The 22,953-nt window shown below is 72.0% G+C and carries 14 protein-coding genes, 1 pseudogene and 1 CRISPR repeat array; of the genes and pseudogenes, 11 read left to right on the top strand and 4 right to left on the bottom strand.

Annotated features, from left to right (window positions below; all coding sequences use genetic code 11):
• Window positions 1-76: 76 nt before the first annotated feature.
• Window positions 77-2,104 (bottom strand): acyltransferase family protein, encoded by a 2,028-nt coding sequence (locus FYW99_RS04190; protein ID WP_150250404.1) that lies wholly within the window; start codon window positions 2,102-2,104, stop codon window positions 77-79.
• 678 nt (window positions 2,105-2,782) lie between these two features.
• On the opposite strand from FYW99_RS04190, the gene FYW99_RS04185 reads away from it, so the two are divergent.
• Window positions 2,783-3,985 (top strand): hypothetical protein, encoded by a 1,203-nt coding sequence (locus tag FYW99_RS04185; protein WP_150250403.1) that lies wholly within the window; start codon window positions 2,783-2,785, stop codon window positions 3,983-3,985.
• 173 nt (window positions 3,986-4,158) lie between these two features.
• Here the strand turns inward: FYW99_RS04185 and FYW99_RS04180 are convergent, their stop codons facing one another.
• Both FYW99_RS04180 and FYW99_RS04175 read right to left on the bottom strand, forming a co-directional pair.
• Window positions 4,159-5,535 (bottom strand): choice-of-anchor A family protein, encoded by a 1,377-nt coding sequence (locus FYW99_RS04180; RefSeq protein ID WP_150250401.1) that lies wholly within the window; start codon window positions 5,533-5,535, stop codon window positions 4,159-4,161.
• Between the two features lie 494 nt (window positions 5,536-6,029).
• Window positions 6,030-6,791 carry a TetR/AcrR family transcriptional regulator gene (locus FYW99_RS04175; protein WP_150250399.1) on the bottom strand — a complete coding sequence of 254 codons (762 nt, stop codon included), beginning with the start codon at window positions 6,789-6,791 and terminating at the stop codon, window positions 6,030-6,032.
• A 113-nt stretch (window positions 6,792-6,904) separates the two neighbouring features.
• On the opposite strand from FYW99_RS04175, the gene FYW99_RS04170 reads away from it, so the two are divergent.
• Together FYW99_RS04170 and FYW99_RS04165 are read left to right on the top strand one after the other, a co-directional pair.
• Window positions 6,905-7,642 (top strand): SDR family oxidoreductase, encoded by a 738-nt coding sequence (locus tag FYW99_RS04170; RefSeq protein WP_150250397.1) that lies wholly within the window; start codon window positions 6,905-6,907, stop codon window positions 7,640-7,642.
• A gap of 361 nt (window positions 7,643-8,003) precedes the next feature.
• Entirely contained in the window at window positions 8,004-8,669 is a 666-nt protein-coding gene (locus FYW99_RS04165; RefSeq protein ID WP_150250395.1) for a DUF6518 family protein, read from the top strand.
• Window positions 8,670-8,768: 99 nt separating this feature from the next.
• Here FYW99_RS04165 and FYW99_RS04160 read toward each other — a convergent pair whose 3' ends face one another.
• Window positions 8,769-11,999: a tetratricopeptide repeat protein gene (locus FYW99_RS04160; protein ID WP_150250393.1), complete on the bottom strand. Its 3,231-nt coding sequence runs from the start codon at window positions 11,997-11,999 to the stop codon at window positions 8,769-8,771.
• 607 nt (window positions 12,000-12,606) lie between these two features.
• On the opposite strand from FYW99_RS04160, the gene FYW99_RS04155 reads away from it, so the two are divergent.
• From FYW99_RS04155 to FYW99_RS04120, 8 genes and pseudogenes are all read left to right on the top strand, one after another.
• The gene (locus tag FYW99_RS04155) at window positions 12,607-13,203 is read left to right on the top strand and encodes a hypothetical protein (RefSeq protein WP_150250391.1); all 597 of its coding nucleotides are present in this window, start codon (window positions 12,607-12,609) and stop codon (window positions 13,201-13,203) included.
• A gap of 13 nt (window positions 13,204-13,216) precedes the next feature.
• On the top strand, window positions 13,217-14,092 hold the full coding sequence (locus FYW99_RS04150) for an effector-associated domain EAD1-containing protein (protein ID WP_150250390.1): 876 nt from the start codon (window positions 13,217-13,219) through the stop codon (window positions 14,090-14,092).
• Window positions 14,093-14,158: 66 nt separating this feature from the next.
• Window positions 14,159-14,584 (top strand): annotated as a pseudogene (locus FYW99_RS33175) (Clp protease N-terminal domain-containing protein); the annotation flags it as partial.
• A complete protein-coding gene (locus FYW99_RS33040) occupies window positions 14,570-15,505 on the top strand; it encodes a Clp protease N-terminal domain-containing protein (RefSeq protein ID WP_449289642.1) in 936 nt (311 codons plus the stop codon). The pseudogene FYW99_RS33175 and the gene FYW99_RS33040, both read left to right, overlap by 15 nt.
• Before the next feature lie 578 nt (window positions 15,506-16,083).
• Window positions 16,084-16,890, top strand: a complete 807-nt coding sequence (locus tag FYW99_RS04135; RefSeq protein WP_223838704.1) for a hypothetical protein — start codon at window positions 16,084-16,086, stop codon at window positions 16,888-16,890.
• 112 nt (window positions 16,891-17,002) lie between these two features.
• Window positions 17,003-17,272, top strand: a complete 270-nt coding sequence (locus tag FYW99_RS04130; protein ID WP_150250388.1) for a hypothetical protein — start codon at window positions 17,003-17,005, stop codon at window positions 17,270-17,272.
• 590 nt (window positions 17,273-17,862) lie between these two features.
• On the top strand, window positions 17,863-19,053 hold the full coding sequence (locus FYW99_RS04125) for a DNRLRE domain-containing protein (RefSeq protein WP_223838703.1): 1,191 nt from the start codon (window positions 17,863-17,865) through the stop codon (window positions 19,051-19,053).
• 846 nt (window positions 19,054-19,899) lie between these two features.
• Window positions 19,900-20,416: direct repeats of the CRISPR family, unit length 29 nt; unit sequence GGGACCATCCCCGCGTGCGCGGGGAGCAG.
• Between the two features lie 929 nt (window positions 20,417-21,345).
• Entirely contained in the window at window positions 21,346-22,857 is a 1,512-nt protein-coding gene (locus FYW99_RS04120; RefSeq protein ID WP_223838702.1) for a plasmid pRiA4b ORF-3 family protein, read from the top strand.
• Window positions 22,858-22,953 lie beyond the last annotated feature (96 nt).

The following is a 22,953-nucleotide window of genomic DNA, read 5'->3' as shown; positions in this document are numbered from 1 at the left end:
GGGGGAGGAGTCGTTCGGGCGGGGGAGCGGGAGGCCCGGTGCGACGAGCCTAACCCCCTCCCCCCGGCCTCCCTTGTCAGGCCCCCAACGCCTCGTCCATCCGCGCGGCCAGGTCATCGGTGAGCAGGTCGATGTAGGTGCTGGTGATGTGCCCGGAGTCGCGGTAGACCATCACGTTGCCGATCACCGCCGGGCACCCGCCGTCGACGCAGAACCGGTCGGTGAGGTCGATCCAGTGGACCTCGCCCCCGGACTCCCGGGCCGCGATCTCCTGCGGATCGGCGTCCTGGAGCGCGTCCTCCGCGGACCGCTCGCACGGTGACGGGTCGTCGAGGTTGGCCGCCACGCACTCCACCACGTCCCGGCGGGCACGCGGGGTGTCGCGCAGCGCGACGACCTCGCCGCTGACCTGCGCCACCTCCTCCCACAACCGGCCCATGCCCTCGGCCACCACGGCCAGGTCCTCCTCCGGGGTGGTCTCCTCGGCCGGGTCGCTGGCGGTGGAGGAGCTGGTGAACACCAGGTCCGGCCGCAGCTCCTCCAGCTCGCCGACCACCGCGCGGTTCCAGTCACCGCACGCCGTGTACGGGCCGCCGTCGGGGCCCTTCATCACCGTGTCGGTGAAGGCGCACGAGGACTTGGTGTAGAGGTGCAGCCGCCAGCCCCGTTCCTCGGCCATCCCCTCCAGAGCGGTGACCCACTGGGCGCTGTGCGAGTCCCCGAGCACCGCCACGTCCTGGGTGGCGTCCTCGGGACCGTACACGCACGGGTCGGAGGGGTCGGTGTCGGAGTGCGAGGCCTGGCAGTCGTCGTCGTACAGCGTGGGCACGTCGTCCTCCGCGTTGACGGGGGAGGGGTAGAGCGGCCCCACGTCAGCGGTCTGGCCGAGGGCGGCGGGACCGGTGTGCACCGCTGGGTCGAAGGTCACCGACCGCTCCTGGTCGGCCCGGACGTACACCGCGCCGCCCACCGCGGCCACCGTCACCACGCCCGCGGTGGCCACGGCCAGGGCGGAGCGGCCGCGGCGGACCAGGCCCCGGTCGCGCACCGGGTCCTCCACCCACACCTTGGTCGCCCACGCCAGCAGCACGGACAGGACCGCGACCGCCAGGGCCTCCACCGCACCGAGGCTCTCCTGCCCGAACAGCACCAGCGCGAAGACGATCAGCGGCCAGTGCCACAGGTACAGCGAGTACGACACGTCACCGATCCACCGGGCGGGCGCGGTGCTCAGCAGCCGGGACGCCGACAGCCTCGCGGGGGAGTCCTCGGCCGCGATCACCGCCGCGCTGCCCAGGACCGGCAGGATCGCGGCCCAGCCGGGGAAGGGCGTGGCGTCGTCGTAGGCCACCGCGGAACCGATGATGGCGGCCAGGCCGAGCCAGCCCAGGGGCGCGCGCCAGCGCTCGGGCAGGCTGCCGTGCGCCAGCCCGACCGCGAGCAGGCCGCCGACGGCCAGTTCCCAGGCACGGGTCGTCGGCAGGAAGTACGCCGAGGCCGCCTCCTGCGAGGTCAGCAGCACCGAGCAGGCCAGGGACAGCACCAGCACCGCGCCCAGCAGGACGGTGAGGGTCACGGCGGTGGCCCGCCAGCGGCGCCGGGCCAGGGCCCACACCACGAACAGGAGCGGCCACACCAGGTAGAACTGCTCCTCCACCGACAGCGACCAGAAGTGCTGGACGGGGCTGGGCGGGTCGTCCGCGGCCAGGTAGTCCACCGCCTGCTGGGCCAGGTAGAGGTTCTCGACGTAGGCGGCCGAGGCCACCAGCTGCCAGGCGGTGTCGACCAGGCGGGTGACGGGCAGGAGGAAGAGCGCGACCGCGCCGGTGACCAGGAGCACCGTCGTCGCTGCGGGCAGGAGGCGCCGGATGCGGCGCACGTAGAAGCCGCCGATCGACACCTTGCCGTGTTCGGTGGCCTCGCGGTACAGCAGTGACGTGATGAGGAAGCCGGAGATCACGAAGAACGCGTCGACGCCGACGTAACCGCCCGGTAGCAGGGCGGGGTTGAGGTGGTAGACGAGGACCAGGAGGACGGCGACGGCGCGCAGGCCCTGGACCTCGGGCCGGAAGCGGCGTCCGGTCCGGGCGGGTGCTGAGAACATGGGCTGGCTCCGAGAGCGGGCTCGGCGACGAGGGTGGGTCCGGGGGGTGAGTCGCGGGGGATGATCGCATTCTGTGCCGTTTCGAAGACCCGAGGCGACCCCGGAGCCGACACGGCGGCAGGTGTTCGTCCAACAGGGGTGTGGGGGACACGTTCTCTTGGTCGGGTGTTTTCCTGGCGGGCTCGGGAACCGTTGGCGTGGCGGTGGTGCTCCGGGGGCTGGCGGGACGGTGGTTCTCGATGGTGCTCGGGGGGTGGTTCTCGGAGGTGTGGAGCGCCCCGTAGGTGTGTCGGGGAGGATGTGGAAGGACGGGACTTCCGGGGTGTGTGGTCGTGGTTTCCGCTGGTGCGGAGCATCTCGCTGGTGTGTCGGAGAGCGCGCGGAAGAACGGGACTTCCGGGATGCGTGGGGCGGTGGCTCTCGGGGTGTGGAGTGTGCCGGATGAGGGTGTGGCAGATCGGTGCTCACGGGGTGTGCGGGGCGCGTGGAAATGTGCGGTTCGGAACCCGGAGTAGGAGGCCCGTCCGACGGGTGTGACGTGGTCGTGGACTGTGTGGACCCGTTCGTGACGCGTCCGCTCCGGATCTGGGGCAGACTGTCGGATGTCGCCGGAAGGGATCGCGCCGGTTCGCCCAGGGCCGCGCCGCGGAGCCCCGTTCGCCCGAGCGGGTCCGGCCGGTGCGACCGCGCCGCGAGAGGAGGCACACCGTCACCCCCGTCACCCCCCTGACCCGAGCGCACCTCGTGGCGGCCGCCACCGTGGTGGTCGTCGTGCCCTGTGTCCTGTACCCCCTGATCGGTCTGTGGACCCTGCTGTGGATCCCGGCCGTGCTGGTCCTGGGCGCCCTCGCTCCGAGCCTCGGGGACGCCGCGGCCGCCGTGACGGCTCCGACGGCCGCCGACGCGACCGCGGACGCCTCCCCCGGGCAGGTCCACGACGGACAGGACGGGACGCTCCGCGCCTTCGGCGAACGCGGCGGCGCGCGCGGCACCCGGATCCGCCCGGTCGCGCTGCCCAGCGCCGCGGAGGACTACGACCTGGTGTTCTCCGCCGTGGTGCACTGGCGGTGGGAGGGCCACGTGGACCTGAGCCTGCGCAACCCGGTCGCCCCAGCCGTCCTGGCGGTAGTCACCCGCGCCTCTGATCTGGCCCGCGGCGTCGAGCCCGGCGACCACGGGACGGCCGAGTGCGAGCTGGCCGCCCGGCTCGCGATGGAGACTGCGGTCACCGGCGCCGGGGTCGTGGTGTGGGCGGAGGAGGTGAGCCTGCGCCTGCCGGAGGAGGACGCCGAGCGGCTGAGCCGCATGGCCGGTCTCCGCAAGGACCGCGAGCTGCGCGAGGCCGTCCGCGACGCCGAGGAGGAGCTGGAGGGCCAGCCGCCCGCCCGGGCTGGCCGGGCGCTTTCCCCGCACCTGACCGCTTCCCCCTCCCCGCGTCCGAACGTCGCCCCGCAGTCAGCCGTGGACGGCGGCCTCGACGCGTTCGGTGGTCTCGGCCCGCTCGACGATCCCTTCGACGTCCCGTTCGACGAGCCGCTGGACGGCCCGCTCGACCTCCGTGAGGACGACGAACCCGACCCGCTCCCGGGGCCGGGCAGCGACGTCGACGGAGAGGGGTACGAGAGCTACTGGTGGCCCGCCGAGGGCGAAGGCCCCGAGTCGGCCGAGCGCGACGTGCAGGTGGCCATCCTGCGCGGGCTGGTCGACTCCTTCGAGGGCGCGGAGGAGCGCGCGAAGTTCGTCCATGAACAGGTGATCGTTCTGGAACGCGGCGGCTTCACCGAACTGGCGCTGCGCATCCGCGAGGAGTACCCCGAACCGGACGAGCGGGAGGCGCCGGGTACGGGGGCGGCACGGACGGACGCCGAAGAGCCCCGGTGAGCGCAGGGGGCCCCGATCGCCTGGATCGAAGCCCCCGTGCGGGATTCTGGCAGCCGGTGCCGGTGCCGGTGGCAGCCGTCGCCGAGGCTCCTGCCACCGGCACCCCGGTGACCGGTCTCTTACCGGTCACCGGACCAGCGAGCGTCCCGTGCCGCCGTTTCCGCGGACGCCTCTCAGACGGAGGGTCCGGACTTCCTGCGCCTGGTGAACACGAAGGCCGCCACACCGGCGCCGATCGCCACCACGGCCGCGCCGACCAACCCCCACAGGCTCGCGCCGGTCACGGCCAGACCGCCGTCCGATCCGGCTGCCTGCTCGGGTGACGGGGACGCGGAGGGCTCCTCACCGGGCGTCTCCTCCGTGACGGGCCCCTCGGTCGGCTGCTCCTCCTCGGGGGCCTCGGGCTCCTCACCGCCCGGGGTCGGCTCGGGCTCTCCCGGCTCCTCGGGGGCCTCGCCCCCGCCGGGCCCGCACGGGGTCAGCTCCGCGGAGAAGTCACCGTTGTGCAGTTCGCCGTTGCCGACGACGCCCGCGGACAGGGAGCCGTGCTCGAAGGAGGCGGCGATGACGTTGCCCTCGATGTTGCTCGGCGACAGCCAGCTCACCTTCGCGTCGGGAGCGAAGACGGTGCCCTCGAGGGTCCGGCTGTCGGGGGTGAAGGTGACGACGGTGGCGTCCCCGAAGTTGAACAGGACGTACCGGGCCTCCTCCAGCCCGATCCCGGCCATGTTGGGGGTGCGCCACTCGAACCGCCCGTCCACGCCCGAGGTGTCGACGTTGACGAGGAGTGGCGCGTCCGGTCCGGGGCTGTCCTCGAAGGTGATGACCTCCAGGGCGGCCAGGTCCTCGGCGGCGACGTTCCACACGTTCTGGGTGCCCTGGGCCAGCGGGAGGGTGACGTTGGCGCCCTGGTCGAAGGGCGGCAGGGCCTCGGAGCCGTCGCCCGTCCGCAGCGGGGTCACCCCGCCCTCGCACGCGGCGAGCCCGGCCGAGCGCTCGCGGTAGGCGGGGAACAGGCTCGCGATGTCGAGGGCCGCGCCGGTGACGGACTCCTGCGGCTGGCGGACGGTGAGCGAGATCCTCGGTGTGCTCTCACGGCCCTCGGGACCGGCGACCACGGTGTTGACCTGGGCGCCGTTGTGGTCCGTCGTGCTGATGTCGGCGTCCGCGGCGGCGCCGACCTTGACGTACCCGCTCTGGAGCACCTTGAGGTCGCCCTCGCTGGCACCGAAGTCCACCCGGCCGTTCACCAGGAGGGCGGCGGGGTGCTCGTCCCCCTCGGCGGTGTAGGAGCCGGGTGTGTGGGCGGCGACGTTGTAGTCGCCGAAGACGAGGTCGCCGCCGACCGCGATGGCTCCCTCAGACTCGTTGCCCGCGAGGACCGCGTCACCTTCGGTGACCACGAGGAAGCCCTGGTTGCCGGACACGGGGTTGACGGCGGTCTCCGCCAGTGCGGGGGCGGCGGGCAGCAGCCCGAAGGCCAGGAGGGCGGAGGCGGAGGCGCAGGCCCCTCTCAGGAGCAGTGAGGGGGTCTGGGGGCTTCTCGGCATCTCGGATGTTCCGTTCCGGAGTCTTTGTGCTGGTGGGGAAGGGGTGAACGAGCGGGGGAAGGAGAACGGGAGGGTTCCTCCGGGAGTGTGCCGGATGGGGGTGAGGTCCGGTTGTCCCGGCTACGGAAACCGGTTGTACCTTCCGTTTCCAGGCGGGCGTCGGGGGTGTGACCCGTGACCACGGACGGTTCTGGGAGCGCTCCCGTGTCCTGGTCGCCGCGCGGCGTCCCCCTCTTCCACGCACGACGCGCGCTTCCGGTTGCCATGCCGGTCGACGTTGTTCCGCTTCCGTGTCCTGCGCGGTGGTGCCGCAGATCCGGGGGCTGCGGGCCGCTACGTGGCCGCCGGCCGGTGCTCGGAGTCGCGGCTCGGTGCTCGGTGCTCGGTGCTGGGGGCCGCTGGTCGGTGCCTGGGGCTCGGGGTCGCGGGTCGGTCGGGGCCGCCGGTCGGCGCCCGGGACCGGCGGTCAGAGCCTGCCGGTCAGAGCCTGCTGGTCAGAGGCCGTGGGCTCTCGGGTCCGTGTCGGCCAGGCGTGTGAGGAGTTCGCCCAGCAGGATGCGCTCGCCGTCGCTGAACTCCGCTCCCGACCGGTCGAGGACCGAGCGCAGGGCGATCGCCCGCCGTGCGGGCTCGCGGTCCCCGCCGGGGCCGGATCCGGTACCGGCTGCGGCGCCTCCGTCGGGACCGTCGTCTGCGTCGGGGGCGGACGTGATCGCCGCGATGACCGCCTCGCGCGTCCTGGCGGACAGCGACAGGTCGCGCCGGTCGGAGTCCGCCCTGATCAGGCTGAGGGTGACGCCCATGCCCGCCGCGTGCACCATGTCCGCCGCCTGTTCGACACCGAGGACGAGCCGACCGGCCTCCGCGACCCGGTGCACCAGCGTGAGCAGTATGCGCCTGGCCTCCCGCGTGGTCTCGCCGCTCCCGCCCGGCACGGGGTCGCCGTACATCAGCAGGTAGTGGGCCGGGTTCTCCACCCCGAACCCGACGTGCAGGTTCCAGCCGTTGCGCAGGTCCTCCACCGGGTCGGACGAGGCGGGCTGGGCTGTCTTGCGCGCCAGGTAGCGGGTGAAGCCGTCCGCCGCCACTGCGTTGAGCAGGCCGTTCATGTCACCGAACAGGCGGTAGATCGTCGGGGGCTGCACCTCGGCCGCGGTGCTGACGGCTCGCGTGGTGACCGCGGCACGTCCGTGGTTCCTGAGAAGGTCTGCGGCGGCCTGGATGACCTTCTGCTGGTTGTCGCTGCGAGAAGCCATGTATCGATGATAACGGGATTTTGATAACGTCGTTGTGTTATCGTCGATCAAGTATTGGCGTTAGCAGCGTTATCAGAGAGTGGGCGGGAGGCCGCCCCGACGGGAGGACGAGCATGGGCAGCACCGAACGACGTGTGGCGCTGGTGACCGGTGGGTCGCGGGGTATCGGCCGGGCGATGGCCGAACGCCTCGCCGCCGACGGCCAGGACGTCGCGATCGTGTACGCGGGCAACACCACCGCGGCGGAGGCCGCCGTCGCCGCGGTCACCGAGGCGGGCGGCCGCGCCGTCGCACTCCGGGCCGACGTCGCCGACGAGGACGCCGTGCGCGCGGCCTTCGACACGGTCGAGGAGCGGTTCGGCGGCGTGGACGTCGTCGTCAACTCCGCCGGAATCATGGTCCTGGACACCGTGGCCGACCTCGACCTGGCCGACCTCGACCGCATGCACCGGACCAACATCCGCGGCACCTTCGTCGTCAACCAGCAGGCGGCCAGGCGGGTCCGTCCGGGCGGGGCGATCATCAACCTCTCCACCTCTGTCAGGAAGCTCGCCCTGCCGACCTACGCGGCCTACGCCGCCTCCAAGGGCGCCGTGGACGCGATCAGCCTCGTGCTGGCCAAGGAACTGCGGGGCAGGGACGTCACGGTGAACGCCGTGGCTCCCGGGCCCACCGCCACGGACCTGTTCCTGGAGGACAAGAGCGAGGAGCAGGTGGAGCGGCTGGCCGGGATGAACCCCTTCGGGCGCCTCGGCTCGCCCGAGGACATCGCCGAGGTGGTCTCCCTCCTCGCCGGGCCCGGCCGCTGGATCAACGGCCAGACCCTCTGCGCCAACGGCGGCATGGTCTGAGCTGGACGAGGCGTCCGGAGACCGCCGGGGAGCCTTCGGGGGAGCGGGGCCGGGAGCGCTGGCCTGTCGGGAAGCCCTCCGGCCTCGGAGTAGCGGGCTGTCGGCGGGTCCGCCCCCGAAGGCCCCAAACCCCGGGAACCGGAAGCGGAACGCGGCCGGGCCGCTGGTCTGTCGGCGGACTCCTCCGGCCCTGGACGCTTCCGGCCCCGGACCCCTCCGACTGGGGAACCCTCCGGCCCTGGGCGCTTTGCGACGAACCGTGCTCCTCGTGACGAACCAGCGGAGCGGCGTACCGCGTTAACCCGGGTGAGGACAGGTCACCCCGCCCGTGGCGGGCCCGCGACGAAGGAACGGAAGAGACATGGCCGCAGACACGGAGAAGCCCGCGCCCGCACCCGCGCCCGCGTCCCCCACCGCCCTGCTGACCCCTCTGGCCGCCGCCGTCGGCGCGGGGCTCCTCGCGGGTTTCCTGACCTCCTACGGACAGGGACTGCTTCCCCACGGCCTGGCCCCGATAGCGAACTCGTCCGGGACCTGGAGCCTGATCGCCTTCCTGGTCGGCATGCTCTCCCCGCGCCCGTGGGTCTCCGCGATCGCGGGCGCGCTGTCGCTGGCGGCGATGGTCCTCGGCTACGACATCGCTTCCGTCCTGCGCGGGTTCGCCGTCCTGGCGGGGTCGACGGCCTTCTGGCTGACCGCCGCCGTCCTGGTGGGGCCGGTCCTCGGCTGGGGCGGTAACGCGCTGCGCCTGCGGACCCGCCTCGCCCCGCTGGCGGTGGGCGCCATGAGCGGCGTGCTCGTCGGTGAGGGCGCGTACGGTCTCCTCTACATCGCGGACACCACGTCCCCCGTCTACTGGTCCTGCTCCGTCGCCGCGGGCGTGGTGTTCCTCGTGTGGGCCGCGGCACGGCGGCTTCCCGCCCCGCGCCCGCGCTCCCTCGCGCTCGCCGCGGGAACCACGGCCGTGGTGGCGACGGCCTTCGTCGTGGTCTACTCCGGCGACCTCATCCTGTGGTTCACCGGCTGACGCCCCCCGCGCTCCCCACACCGCTCCCACGCCGTCTCGCGCTTCCCACGCCCGGACGGGCCCGTACCCCCGGAAGAGCCCGGTGGAGGGGCCCGGGCCTCACCCCGGACGCGCGGTCCGCGGCCCCGCACTTCCGGCCGGACCCCCGGGCTGGCGCACAGGGTCGGTTCCGGGGGCCGAGTCCGAACCGTGCTCGATGACGCGCAGCATGTCCCGGATCTCCCGGAGCAGCGACACCGGCACCGTCCCGAGCCGGACGCCCTGGTCCGCGAGCCCCTCGGCCTCGTTGAGCGTGCGCCAGGCCTCCAGGAGGTCGCGGCGGGTCATGATCCCGGCCAGCAGCTTCATCGCCCGCAACTGTCCCGAACGGTGCTGGATGCCCCGGTAGCCGTCCACCGCGACCCTGGCCAGTTGCTCGGCCTCGGGCAGGCGCTCGGCCTGTTGCAGCGACTCCGCCGCCATGCGGTGCGCGCGGGCGTGCCACCACTTGTCGCCCAGTTCCCGGAAGCCCTCGGCGGCCCGCAGCATCTCCTCCTTGCCCCGTTCCCGGTCCGCGGCCATCCGGGCCTGTCCCAGGACCAGGCACGTGCGCCACCGGCCCCAGTCGTCACCGATCTCGACGAAGGCCCGCTCCGCGTCCCGCAACCGGGCGATCTGGTCCGCCACCTGCCAGGTGTCGCGCAGCCTCTCCCGTCGGCGCAGCAGTCCGCGCGCGGGCCGCACCTCGGCGCAGCGTTCGGCGTACTCCAGGCCCCCGTCGGGGAACAGAGCGGCCACCCGGTCCCGCTGCCTGCTCGGCCACCCGGGGTCGCGTGCGGTCAGGCGGCGGCGGTCGCGCTCCCGCGCGGGGCTGAGCAGCAGCTCGCACTCCCAGGCCTCCCGGTTGAGCTCGTTGGTCGGCAATCGGCCCAGCGAACGCAGGTAGCGGGCGTGGTACCAGTCCCCGTTCGGTGCCCGGGCGAGCCGTTCCCGCTCGTCCTCCAGCAGGAACCAGGCGTTGAGCGTGAACCCGCGCAGCCGCAGCACCTCGCCCTTCTGCAACCGGACCCTGGCCCACTGCTCCTGGGAGTCCTGGGAACCCACGAGCAGGTCCTGCGCGCGGGTGAGCGCCTCGTAGGCCCGTTCCTGGTAGCCCTGGAAGCGGTCCACCTCGGCCAGGTTGCACAGGGCGCGCACCTGCCACCAGCGGTCACCGTGCTCGGAGAAGATCCGCACGGCCTCCTCGATCTCGGCCCGGCCGTCGTCCAGGTCGCCCCGGCGGTACAGGTTCACCCCGATCGCCCGGTGCGCCCGCGCCTTCCAACGCGGATCGGCGGCCGACCCCAGCTGCTCCAGGATGTAGAGCGCGGTCAGGGCGCGCTCGTAGCCGGTGTCGTGGTCCCCGTGGCCGCTGGCCACCTCCGCCCGGTCGAGCAGCGCGACCCCGTAGGCGAGCGGCTCTCCCATCTCCAGGGCCAGCGCGGTCGCCTGCTGGGTGGCCTCACGCACCGCCTCCCACTGCGTGCGCCCGGTCCGGCACAGCACGGCGAAGGCCCGGCGCAGCCGCCACCCGTACCCGATGGCCCGCTCGCGCTGTCGCTCCCGCCCGGTGGCCCGTCCGCGCGGCGGGTCGTCCTCGGCGGTTCCGCGGGGCTGCGTCCAGTGGAAGCAGACCTCGAAGCCCCGCAGTTCGGTCTCCAGCCACGCCATGGGGTCCGCCGGGCCCCTCGGCCCGACCGGGGCCTGTCCTCCCCCGCCGCGTTCCGCGCCCCCGCCGCCGGGCAGGGACGCGCCGAAGCTCCACTCGTGCGGCGCGGCCCGGCGCGCGGCCGCCTCCGCGATCCGGTCGAAGGCGCGCAGCAGCCGTTCGACCGCGAGCCGCAGCTCCTCCCGCGACCAGTCCGGCAGCTCCTCCTCCGGCACACCCAGGACCCGGGGCCCCGCCGTCAGCAGGGTCTCCCGGACGTGGTCGTGCAGCTGGAACCGGTCGAACCCTCCCGCCTCGTACAGGTACGTCACCAGGTACCGGTGGCTCATCCGCAGCAGCAGCGGCTTGGCCTCGTCCTCGGAGACGTCCAGCAGGGCGGCGGCCGACCACGCGGTGAAGGTGGTCAGACCGGCCCCGGCCAGGCGGCTCAGCAGCAGCCGCTCCCGCGGTTCGCACTGCTGGAGGCTGAACGCGAGCGACTGGGCGATGGCCTGCGGCCCGGGCACGGTCAGCCGCAGGGCAGGGTCGCTCATGTGGCGCATCAGGTCGGCGGCGCCCGGCCCCCGTTCCTGGGTGACCTGTGTGCTCACCAGGCAGATCGCCAGCGGGAACCCGTGGCACGCGGAGACGAGGCCGGGCAGTGCGGCGCGGTCGGCCTCCGACAGGGGGCGGGGCGAGTCGCGCACCAGCCTGTCGAGCAGTTCCATGCCCTCCGTGTGCGGAAGGGGGTCCAGGTGCCTGCGCAGCATGGGCTGTGCCGCGTCGGGGAAGTCGTTGCGGCTGGTGATCAGGACCGCGCACCCCCGGCCGCCGGGCAGCAGCGGCTCCACCTGGGCGTAGTCCTTGGCGTTGTCGAGGACGACGAGCAGTCTGCGCTGCTCGGTCGCGGTCCTCCACAGCACTCCCAGTTCCTCCGGAGAGGCCCCGTCGGGCGGACGGCCTCCGATCTCGGTGATCATCTGGATGAGGACCTCCTCGGGCCGACGGGGCTCGCGGCGCGCCGGGGCGATCGCGTCGGAGCCCTCGGTCCCGCCCTTGCGGGAGCGGTGCCCCGGAGCGGACCGGCCGAGCACGGAGGGACGCGCCTCGGCGGAGGCCTCGTGCGCCGCGCTGCCGTAGAGCTCGAACTCCAGCTTGCCGTCGGGGAAGCGGTCGGCCACCCTGTCGACGACCTGGGCGGCGAGCTGGCTCTTGCCGGTGCCGCCCTCACCGGTGATCGCGATGGCCAGAGGGCCTCGGGGGTCGCGCCCCCCGGCCCTCCACACGGGGCGGCCGACCAGGCGGCGCGCGCCCCGGCGGGGGAAGCGGGCGAACTCCTCCAGCAGTTCCGCGATGAGGGCGGTGTGGCCGGTGAAGTGGTCGACGGGCGGAGGCAGCCGTCGGCGCAGCGCGGGTTTCTCCTCGGGCCGCTGGGACTGGCCGACGCGGTCGAGCAGCGCCTGCGCGGAGGCGGTCACCCCCATGCCCAGGAGGGCGAGCACCACGACCAGCAGGCCGCCGTTCTCCGGCATGAGGTCCGGGAGCCCCTGGAGAGCCGTGCCCAGGCCGACGAAGATCACCAGGCCCGTGGCCAGCCCGCTCTGGATGGGGCGCCGCCTGCGCGGGGGCGGCGCGACGACCTCCTCGCGGGAACCCTCGTCCACGCTGTCCCTGCCCTTCCCGGAAGACGCCGGCCGGAAGACGCCGGATGTCCGTGTGCGCCGGGCCCGCGGGTCCTACCGCCCGGTAGGAGACCGATCCTCGCGGCGTCGGGAGTCCGGTGTCCAGACGGGTACGGGCGCCCCCCGCCTGCGTTCACCCATCCGTTGCCGTCCCGCCATGCGGAGTGCACCTGTCGCCGTCGCGTCCGAGTGTGTGTCCGGGGGCGGGGCTCCGACCGTTCGGCCACGCTCCCACGTGTCACCGCACGGACGAAGGCCTCCGGGGGACGAGGCGAAGGTACGGAACGGCGGTCACGGGACGGGGGGACGCGGATGTTCGCGCGGCCGTCATCGACCGCGGTGAGCTTCGGTCCCCGGACGACGAACCTCACCGGGGCGGGAAACACGGCTATCGTGGGCTCTGCCGGGTACTTCTCCTCTCAGGTTTCCCCCAAGGAGGCCCATGTTGCAGTTCGTTCCCCCGGATATCGCCGAGTCGCCCCTGGTATTCGTGCCGGAGGACGGATTCCGCGGATCGGATGACCGCGGACCCTCGTCCCGGCCCGCTGGACGCCCGTTGGCGCCGCCGCATTCGTCCGAGAGCGCTCCCGTGACCGGACAGGTCTTCCTCGGCGGACCTGTCTCCGTGCCGGTCACCCCCGACTACGTCGCCGAGGACCCCGACCTGCGGGCGTTCGTGGAGCGGGAGGCCGAGCACAGTGTCTACCACCTGGTGCACCTGTCGGTCTCCTTCAGGAGCGGTCCCGGTCTGCCCCGCCTGCACACGTCCTCCGTGGAGCTGCGCCTGTCCTCCCCCTCGAAGGTCCGGGCTCCGGTGGCCTGGTCGATGTCCCCGCTGCGGGTCAGCGACGTGAGTCAGACGGAGCGGACGTTCAGTTTGGGCCCCGAACTCAAGTTCCAGGATGTCGAGATGACGGTCGGAGGCTATGAGGCGAGCACGTCCCGTACCCGGGCCGTCCCCTTCCTCCTGGGGGTACGGGAGCTGAGGGAGGACCCAGGGTGGGAGTTCACCCGTACACGAACGATGTCCCTGGACGGGTCGCACCGGCTGGTCCTCGTTGTGCGTTCCGACCGGAACGCGCCCACGGGAGTCACGGGCACCGTCCGGGCCAGCACGCGGGGCAACCTGCTGCGCCGGTACAAGAGTGCTCTGCCGGAGCCGTTGACGCTCAACGCCGTCCTGTGAGGGGAGGAGTGCGGTGGACACGCGACTGACATCCGAGGAGATCGATCAGTTCGTCCAGCTCTTTCCCCCCGGGCAACGTGCGCGCCTCGTCCTGCGGGAGGCCGGATTCCCTCCGGCCTCCGTTCCCGCCTCCGCCGACACCGCTGGCGACTTCTGGGAACAGGTGGCGGTGGAGCTCTCCTCCGGCGTCATGGAGGACGGACGCCGCCGTGTGCTGGAGGCGGCCCTGCGGCGCTATCCGCACAACGCCGTCCTCCTCGCGGGCTGCGCCGAGCCCTCCCGTGCCGAGTCCCCCGCCTCGGGGAAGGGGAGGGAGGGGCACCCGCTTCGAGTCCTGGTCATGAGCGCCAACCCGCTCGGAACGGAGCGCTGCGGCGGGGAGAGGGACGCGCGGGCGGCCGTGGACGCCCTTCGGCACACCGGGGCCGAGGTCGAGCTGGTGCTGGCAGCCCGGTCGACCGACCTGCGGCGGGTGCTGGAGTTCAGGCCCCGCGTACTCCATCTGGCGTGTCACGGCGAAGGCGACAGCATGGTCTTCGAGGACCTCCACGGCGAGGCGCAGCACGTGCCCGCACGCGACATCGCCAAGGCCCTGGTCCACTACCGGGACACATCGGAGGCGGGGCTGTACGGCCTGGTCCTGGGTTCGTGCGACGGAGAGCACCTCGCTCCCCACCTCGCCGCGGCGGCCGAGGTGGTGGTGGCCCACAGGGGACAGCTGGACGACCCCTGCGCGGTCGCCTTCAGCGAGCACCTGTACCACCAGTTCGCCCGGGTCGACGATCTGGGTCTGGCCGCTGAGCTCGCCTCGCACCATGTCCGGCTCACCGACACGTCCTGTGCCCCGGTCGCGGACGGCCTGCTGGTACTGCGGAGGGAGCCGGGCTGATGAGCACGGCGGGCACGACCGCACCGCGACACACTGTTCCTTTCTGAGAGCCAGGAGCGACGAGAGATGTTCGAGAGGTTCACCGACCGGGCGAAGCGTGTGGTCGTCCTGGCTCAGGAGGAGGCCCGGCATCTCTGCCACGGCTACATCGGGACGGAGCATCTGCTGCTCGGCCTTCTTCAGGAGCGTGAGAGCGTCGCGGCGGTCGTGCTGCGGAGTCTGGGGGTCGACCACGGCCGGTGCCTGGCCGAGGTGGTCGAGATCATCGGTCGTGGGCAGGAGCGTCCCACGGGGCACATCCCCTTCACCCCGCGCCTCAAGGACTGCCTCGAACATTCGCTCCGTGAGTCCCTCCGCCTCGGCCACGGCTACATCGGGCCGGAGCACCTGTTCCTCGGTGTCCTCCGTGAGGGGAAGGGCGTGGCCGTCCAGGTGCTCTTCAACCTCGGGATCTCGGTGGAACTGGCGTTTCAGCGGATGGATGAGGCCCTGGCGGAGAAGCCCGAGAGCGGACGGAAGGCCGGTTCCCCGGGTATGTTCGAGAGGTTCACCGACCGGGCGAAGCGCGTGGTCGTCCTGGCCCAGGAGGAGGCCCGGGACCTCTGCCACAACTACATCGGGACGGAGCATCTGCTGCTCGGCCTTCTTCAGGAGCGTGAGAGCGTCGCGGCGGTCGTGCTGCGGAGTCTGGGGGCCGACCACGGCCGGTGCCTGGCCGAGGTGGTCGAGACCATCGGTCGCGGGCAGAAGCGTCCCACGGGGCACATCCCCTTCACCCCGCGTGCCAAGAAGAGTCTTGAACACTCACTCGGTGAGTCCCTCCGCCTCGGTCTCGACGACATCAGGCCCGAGCACCTGTTCCTCGGTGTCCTCGTCGAGGGGGAGAGCACGGCCGTTCAGGTGCTCCTCAACCTCGGTGTCTCGGTGGATCTGGCGCGTCAGCGGGTGGCTGCGGCCCTGGCGGAGAAGTCCGAGAGCGAACAGAGGACCCGAACTCCGGACCCTTCCGAGGGAGTCGGCGACAGAGCGGGCGGTGTCGAGCACGTGAGGCCTGCGGTGCCCTCCTCAGCGGCGGCACCCGAGGCCGTGGTCACCCCACAGCGGGACATCACCCTGTCGGCCGCGGAACGGGACCGGCTGCACGAGGCCCTCGCCGTCGTGTTCCCCGTTCGCCGGGTGGTGGAGAGAGTCCTCCGGGGAACCGACTATCCCCTCGCGCGTCTGCCGAGCTTCGAGGGCTCCTCACCCCTGGACGCGTGGGACGCCATCATGCTCGACCTGCAGCACGGGATCATCCGGGCCGGGTTCCACCAACTCCTCGCATCGGTCGTCCACATGTACCCGCACCACCCCGTGTTCCGCGCCCTCGCAGAGGAACACGGGGTGGTGCGAACCGATATCCCCACCTCGTGATGAGGGCCGCACACCCTCGTGCGCTGCGCTGCCGTGAAGATCGGCCTCCAGCTTGCCGTCGGCGCGACGCGGGTTTCTTCGGGCAGGTGGGACTGGTCGAGGAGTTCGAGCGGTACCTGCGCGGAGGCGACCATCCCTCTGTCGAGGAAGGCGAGCGCCACGACCAACGGGCCGCCGTTCTCCGACAGCAGGCTGGGGGCCCCGGAGCCCCTGAAACGCCGTGTCCGGACCGACGAAGAGTACGAGTCCGGTGGCCGGTCTGCTCTGGAACCGGTACCACCTGCGTGGGGGTGCGGCGACGGCCTTCGCCCCGGTGACGGGGACGCGGTCGTATCTGGACCGTGGCCGGGTAACAGGGCGAGCGCCCGGATGGGGCGGCCCGGATGGGTCCTGAACAGGGAGAACCGTTTCGGCGTGATGGCCGGGGGTACATGGGGCGAAAATGCACGCATAACTCTCAAACGGCAATAAATCGGGCGGGTGGCCGAGATCTCCGGGACGCGGCCGACGGCACGGGCCGTCGCCGGGAGGCGGGGACCCCGGCGCGTGGCCGAACCGTTCAGAAGGGTGCGCAGAAGGTGAAACGGAGTACTCAGGACAGCGGAGGAAGCGCGGGCCGGACCACCAAGGGCAGCGGCAGGAGCACCCCGAGGGATGTCGCGCCGACCGAACAGGAGGCCGTGGCGGGGCCCGCGCGGGCGAAGCGGTCGGCGGCCGCGCCCAAGGCCCCCGCGCCCAAGGCCCCCGCGCCCAAGGCCCCCGCGCCGGAGGGCGAGCACACCGGCCGCGTCCCCGGGGGCGAGCACACCGGCCGTGTCCCCGGGGCCGAGGACCCGGACGTGCTCCTCGACGTTCCGGTGCTGAAGGTCGACGAGATCCAGCTGGAGGTCGAGAACCTGCGGGCCTCCGTCTCCCTCCAGGCCGAGGTGTTGGACCTGCTCAAGCTCAAGGTGGGGGCGGACGTCGAACTCGGCCGCGTCAGCCTCACCCTCAAGGGGGTCGAGGCCCAGGCCCTGCTCAAGGTCCAGCTCGACAACGTCCGGGACATCATCACGCGGGTCCTGCAGACCATCGACGCCAACCCGCAGATCCTGGAGCACGTGACCCGGGGGGTGGAGTCCTCGCTCGACCAGGTGGCGGGCGGTGCGGGACAGGCCGCGGGAGCCCTGGGGCGGGGCGCGGGGAACGCGGTGGAAGGTGTGGGCCGAGGTGCTGGAAGCGCCGTGGAAGGTGTGGGCAGGGGAGCCGGAAACGCGGTGGAAGGCGTGGGCCGAGGTGCCGGGAAGGCCGCGCAAGGCGTGGGCAGGGGAGCCGGGAAGGCCGTGGAGGAGGTCGGGGATGTCGTGGACGTCGTGGAGGACTCCGACGACACGGCTGAGCAGTGACACGGCTGAGGAGCGGGGTGGCTGAGGAGCGGGGCGGTTGAGAAGCACGGCGCCAGGGCTGCAGTGCCCGGCGGCCCGGAGCGCACCGACCAGGAAGCGGGGGTGGGAGGCCATGGACGACCGGACCGGACCCGGGTACGACGTGGAGATCAGCGCCTCCGTGTCCGCGGACGAACTGACCTTCGGCGAGGTGCCGGAGGTCAGCTCCCGGACCTGGGGGGAGCCGGACCACGAGGGCACCTCCGGCAGCGAGCGCTCGGGGCTTCCCCAAGGCGTCCGCTCCGGAGTGGTCTACACGGACATCCACGTGGACTACCGGCTCGCGAGCCGGATCCGGCTCTCCGAAGAAGCACCGCCGGACGGCGGTTCCGGGCAGGAGTGACCGCCTCGCGACGCCTGGACCCCGAAACCAGGGGCCGGGGACCCTGCCCGCGCGGGCGAGGCGGATCCGGCCCCCACGCGGCCCTGCCGCCGTGCTGCTCCACCGGACCAGGTCCGTCTGGCCCGGCGTCGTGGTCCGCACGGTCAACAACGGCTACTCGGTGATCGCCCCCGCCGTCATGGCCCTCATGGCCTGAGAGTCGCCCGCGGGCGACCAGCGGCTCCGGAGGGGGCTCCGTCGCCTCGTGGCCATACCCCTTTCGACCTCGCCGCGGCCCCGCACCGGGCTGCGGCGAGGGGCTGTTGTCAGCGTATGCCGGTCCTGAGTAACGGCTGGTTTCCGGTCTGGTGCGAATTGGTTTTTTCTGGTTGTCATATAAAGGCCTCCGGTGGGTTCGAGCGCCTTCGGGCAGGTTGCGGCGGTGTCCGTGTTTCTGCTGGTAGTAATCGTGGTTTTGGCCTGTATTTATACCCCTGGGGTTTGTGGGTTGCGGTGGAAGCTTGGTAAATTCCTTGTGGTTGAAGCGGGTTGTGGACGTTTCTTCTGAATTCTTTTTCGGTCGTAGTTGGAATGTGTAGGCACCAACCGTCATGCGTCGTTCCCTGACCCGTGCGACGGCGGCTTGGGCGGCTTATGCCCTGGTCCTCGTGCTGGGGACGGTCGCTCCCGCCACAGCCCACGAGAAGGCCCCCGCCGCCACCGATGGCACGTCCGTCTCCGGAGAGCACGGCGCCTCGGGGGAGCGGAGCGGTGAACCGCGCAGGGCCGCCTCGGACGCGGGGAAACCCGGCGACACGATCGGACCCGACGACCACTCTGCCGCCGCCAGCTCTCCCACCGACGGCTCTCCCGCCGCCAGCTCTCCCGCCCCCGTGCGCTCCGGCGGCGGTCGGACCGAGGTCGAGAGCTCCTTGTGGACCTACGTGGACCGCACCTCTCCCGACCGGTCCCACGGCGGCACCGAGACCGCCAGCGTGGGCACGGGGCGCCTCGTGTGGGACCGTGTCTACACCCGTAGGGCCCTGTTCCGGTTCCCGGTCGCGCTGGGGCCCGGCACCGTCGTGGACTCCGCTGTGCTGCGCACCGAGGTGGTGTGGTCCTACGACTGCGACAGCGACTCCCACGTGCAGCTGTACCGGGTCGATCCCTTCGACGACGGGACCACCTGGAACGACCAGCCGCGGGCCCGCGCCCTGCTCGACACCCGCAGGGTCAGGGGCGGGAGGGCCGCCTGCCCCGTGAGCGGCGGCGTGGAGTTCGACGTGACCGGGGCCTACCAGCGGGCCGTGGACCGCGGAGAGCCCCACATCCACCTGAGGCTCGGGGAACGCGACGAGACCGGGACCACGGCCTGGCGCCGCTTCGACGTCGGGGCCAACCCGCCGGTGCTGGTGGTCGACCACGGCACACCGCAGGTCCTGGACACGGCCTCCGGTCCGAACACCCTTCGGGAGGACCCCGAGGAGGGCGCCGCTGTCCATGGCGAGGACGCGGCGGCCCCAGCGCCGCCCCGATCCGCGGAGGGGCTTGCCCTTTCCCGCGTCACCGCTCCCGGGGCCAGGGAGGATGACGCCCGTGTCCCGGGTCCTGTTTCCGCTGACCGGCCCCCGAACGGGGGCGAACGGATCCGTTCCCGGCAGGGGGAGCGAATCGACCGTCCCACCGCTCCGGACGGCCAGCGGCGACAGGGCGGGGACACGCCTCCCCGGGTCCGGGGGCCTCCGGCCGCCACCCCGGTCGCAGACCGTTTCCCGGTCCGCCGACCACGGGGAACCGGTTGACGGACGACGGCACCCGCCTTTCCCGGTGCGGCATCCGGTTGGGCACCGACAGCGCACCGGCGGCAGCCCGAGGGGGTCGGGCGGGCCGCTCCAGGAGCACCGCGAGGTGGGCGGAGCTCAGAAGCGGCCGAGGTCGTACCACCGCCGCACCGGCCACAGGGCACGGTGGCCGCCTGCGGTGACGGCACGGCTTCGCGCCTATGGGAAAGGTGTCCGTCCCCGACACCGGACGCGTCTACGGCAGGGCCCGGCAGGGGGCTCTGCCGCAGGAAGCCGTCGCGGCCCGGAACCGCCTGTGTGCATGGGCACCACACAGGGCGGTGTTCCGGGCCGCCGCCGGTGTCCGCGCGTAGGGGGCCGTGCACTCCACCGTCAGCGGGCGACAGCGCTACCCGAGTGCGGCTCGCACTGACTGACAGCTGACTAAGGGTTCCTTCTCCCGCGCTCACTCCGGCCCTGAAGGCACGGGCGGTGCGCAGGCCCGTCGACACGGTGGGGGAACCGGAACGCTCGGCTGCACCGAGGACGCCATGGAGATCCCCAACTCGGTGCCCTGTTTCACCAGCGGGGTGGGGGAGCTGGCGGATGGTCCTGACAGAGAGATTTTGTCAGCGCTGGAGTGCCTGCACGGGTAGGACGACCACCTGTGCCGCGCCCCATGTCAGCCGATCTTCTCGCCGGAGCGGGATCAAGCTCGCGACCCTTTGTCTGTCAGTCTCGGGAAAGCACGTCCGTGCGCGCAGGGAGTACTGACAGCGTTTCTGTCATCGGGGCTGACAGGGCGGGGAGCATACCTGCGGGCGCCAGAAGTCACGCCAGCCCTTCTGGCACCACGCTGACAGGAAGCAGACCATCCCCGCGTGCGCGGGGAGCAGTCCGTCCATTCGTGCTGCGGCCACCGCTCCCAAGGACCATCCCCGCGTGCGCGGGGAGCAGCGGTCGTCGGGGGTCATCATGGAAGTCCTCTCGGGACCATCCCCGCGTGCGCGGGGAGCAGACTCCAGTACCAGCTGCACGGCGGACCCGGCGGGGACCATCCCCGCGTGCGCGGGGAGCAGTTGGTCTGCGGGGACAGAACCTGAACGCCGAAGGGACCATCCCCGCGTGCGCGGGGAGCAGACCAAAACCGGCGGTGAGCTGGACGAGCGCACGGGACCATCCCCGCGTGCGCGGGGAGCAGCGCGCCGCGTCGCGCCTTCAGGACGAGGCGACGGGACCATCCCCGCGTGCGCGGGGAGCAGGCCGCCGAGGTCGCCGAGGACGGCACCGGGCCGGGACCATCCCCGCGTGCGCGGGGAGCAGATCTCAGCAGTCACGGAGTCGAGCGCTTCGGTGGGACCATCCCCGCGTGCGCGGGGAGCAGAGTCAACGACCTGCGAACTTACCAGTGGAAAGCAGCCGTTTTTCCAACTTCTTCAGGAACAGACACACGCACCACTGACTCTAAAACCACCAAACGGCTCATTAATCACCCAAACACCGCCTCTTCGGTGCCCGGCTCACCAGACCTCAGCGGTGCTCGAAGACCTCGAAGGCGAACCCCTGATCGGAGCCGTCACTCGCAAGGCGACCACTCAGCAGGGTTCAACCACGCACGGAAAGAGTCCAGGACACCCAACAAGAGCGCAGCGGTCAACTCGCCCTTCCTCACACGTCCGAGCATGGACACCACCCCACCCTGGCCGAGCACCAGCGCTCCCGCTCTTGGCACCGCTGTCCTCATCCCACATCCACATGGGTATGCCCCTCCCCCTCCAGAGAAGCCATCCCATTCACCGGATTGGACATCCCGACAGTCAGAAGCTCTCGTGCCCCGCCCTGGCCCAGCCCCTCCCTCACCCCGATAAGAGTGGAGAAAGACGTTATAAGTCGGGGCGTGCGAACGAACACCCCGTACCGCCCCTGACCTGCACTGTCAGCACCATCCACCCTGTTCGCACGCTTAGGCGAACACCTGGCGAACACCCCCAGCGCCACTGACAGCAAAGCTCCACGCGGATTTCTTTACTTCCGCATGCGCCAGCGGTTCACTCCTCATGGGCGTTGACGTTCCCGGCGTCCACGACGGGCCACGATCGCGTCGAACGTTTCCGGCTCCTGAGTGCCAGGCTCCAATACTCCGTGGTTGTCAAGGGCGCATCCTGGCGTGGTGGACAACTGGACATGTGTCCCGAAACCTCGGGGTACCTCACTCTGGGCAGTCCACTGGGTGAAGGACAGCGCGCGGCACCGATTGCGGGCGACCCGCGATCCCCATGAGAGGGACGTCTGATTTCTCGGTACCCTGCCCCCGTGCGCGATCACGACGAAACCGGCAACGTTCCCGATGAGTCCGAACGTCTGCCGAAGGAAGCGACGGGGCCCGGAGCAGAGGGTGGGGCGAGGAGGCTGGACGGTCTCCTCTCCGCCTCACGGGACTCGGCCGACCCGTTCACCAGGCCCGTGCCCGCGTCCCGGCGGCGACCGCGCCGCGACGAAACCGTCATCTACCGGGTCAGTGCGGAGCTCACGGATACCGAGCCGCCCGTCTGGCGCAGGCTGGAACTGGTGTCGGACCTGTTCCTGAACGAGGTGCACGCCATCCTCCAGGCCGCGTTCGGCTGGGAGGACTACCACCTGCACCGCTTCGGCAGCGGTCCCGACTACTACAGCGACCAGACGGAGCGCTACCTGTCGCCGTTCGATGTGGCTGAGGGCGAGACCGGTGTCCCTGAGGAGCAGGTGAGGCTGGACGAGGTCCTGGTCGACGTCGGAGACCGACTGTTCTACGTCTACGACTTCGGCGACGACTGGGAGCACCTGCTCACCCTCCAGGCCGTCCTGCCCCGCGACGCGGACACCGTGCGGGCCGTGTGCACGGAGGGAGACAGGCCCGCGCCACCCGAGGACTGCGGCGGTGCGCCCGGGTACGAACTCCTCAGCGCCGCAACCGACACCGGACACCCCGAACACGCCGAGGCACTCGCCGAGTACCGGGAGGTCTTCGGCGAGGACCCCGACCCGGACCGGACACCGGTCCCGTTCGACGCCGACACGGTCAACCGGACTCTGAGGGCGGTGTCCGAACCGCTCCCCGAAGACCTTCCCGGGCCGGTCGCCGATTTGCTCGGCTCCGTGCGCGACCCGCGGGTGCGGGGGCGGCTGCTGTCCCTGATCGCCGAGGCGACCGTATCCGGGGACGAGGAACCGAGCACGGCCACCGTCCGCGCGGCGGTGGGACCCTACACCTGGTTGCTGGACCACGTCGGCGACGATGGGGTGAAGCTGACCGGTGCCGGTTACCTGCCCCCGGCCAGCGTGGAGGAGGCCGCCGGAACGCTGGGCCTGTCCGGGAGCTGGATCGGCGCGCTCAACCGGGAGAACCAGACGCTCCCGGTGCTCAACCTGCGCGAGTCCGCGCGGAGGATGGGACTGGTGCGCAGGTACAAGGGGCGACTGCTGCCCACCAAGGCGGGCAGGGAGGTGCGCGACGCCCCCCGGGCGCTGTGGGACCACCTGGCCGCACGGATGCCGCCCGAGCCGAAACCCGAGGTAGAGCGGGTGGGGTGCCTGGTGACGGTGCTGGCCGCGGCGGCCGGGAGCCGGGACGTGCTCGGAGAGGTCGCGGAGGTCCTGACCGGTCTGGGATGGCGGATCAGCGAAGGCCTGCCGGTGGACTCGCTGGCGGCCAGGGACACCGCCGACGAGGCGTGGGTGGTGCTGGACATGTTGGGTGGGTGGCCCAAGGGCTCTCTTGCCCGTGGGATCGCGCCGACGGCGCGGGGCAGGGCGTTCGCCCGCGCCGCGCTGCGGAAGACGGGCTGAACGTCAGGCCCGCCGCCGCCCCGACAACCCAAAAGCCCCTGACCGCTGCGCATGCGCAGCGGTCAGGGGCTTTCGTCTCTGCGGTCGGTGAGGGGA

Origin of the sequence: Nocardiopsis deserti, assembly GCF_008638355.1 — a bacterium.
In the GTDB taxonomy this organism is placed as follows: Bacteria; Actinomycetota; Actinomycetes; order Streptosporangiales; family Streptosporangiaceae; genus Nocardiopsis; species Nocardiopsis alborubida.
This window is presented reverse-complemented; position numbering and strand designations above follow the sequence as displayed.

Bases quoted from the DNA above. Each gene is read 5' to 3' on its own strand.
- FYW99_RS33040 (WP_449289642.1), top strand. From the start codon at position 14,570: ATGGATGAGGCCCTGGCGGAGAAGCCCGAGAGCGGACGGAAGGCCGGT.
- FYW99_RS04125 (WP_223838703.1), top strand. From the start codon at position 17,863: ATGCGTCGTTCCCTGACCCGTGCGACGGCGGCTTGGGCGGCTTATGCC.
- FYW99_RS04180 (WP_150250401.1), bottom strand. From the start codon at position 5,535: ATGCCGAGAAGCCCCCAGACCCCCTCACTGCTCCTGAGAGGGGCCTGC.
- FYW99_RS04175 (WP_150250399.1), bottom strand. From the start codon at position 6,791: ATGGCTTCTCGCAGCGACAACCAGCAGAAGGTCATCCAGGCCGCCGCA.
- FYW99_RS04130 (WP_150250388.1), top strand. From the start codon at position 17,003: ATGGACGACCGGACCGGACCCGGGTACGACGTGGAGATCAGCGCCTCC.
- FYW99_RS04190 (WP_150250404.1), bottom strand. From the start codon at position 2,104: ATGTTCTCAGCACCCGCCCGGACCGGACGCCGCTTCCGGCCCGAGGTC.
- FYW99_RS04165 (WP_150250395.1), top strand. From the start codon at position 8,004: ATGGCCGCAGACACGGAGAAGCCCGCGCCCGCACCCGCGCCCGCGTCC.
- FYW99_RS04170 (WP_150250397.1), top strand. From the start codon at position 6,905: ATGGGCAGCACCGAACGACGTGTGGCGCTGGTGACCGGTGGGTCGCGG.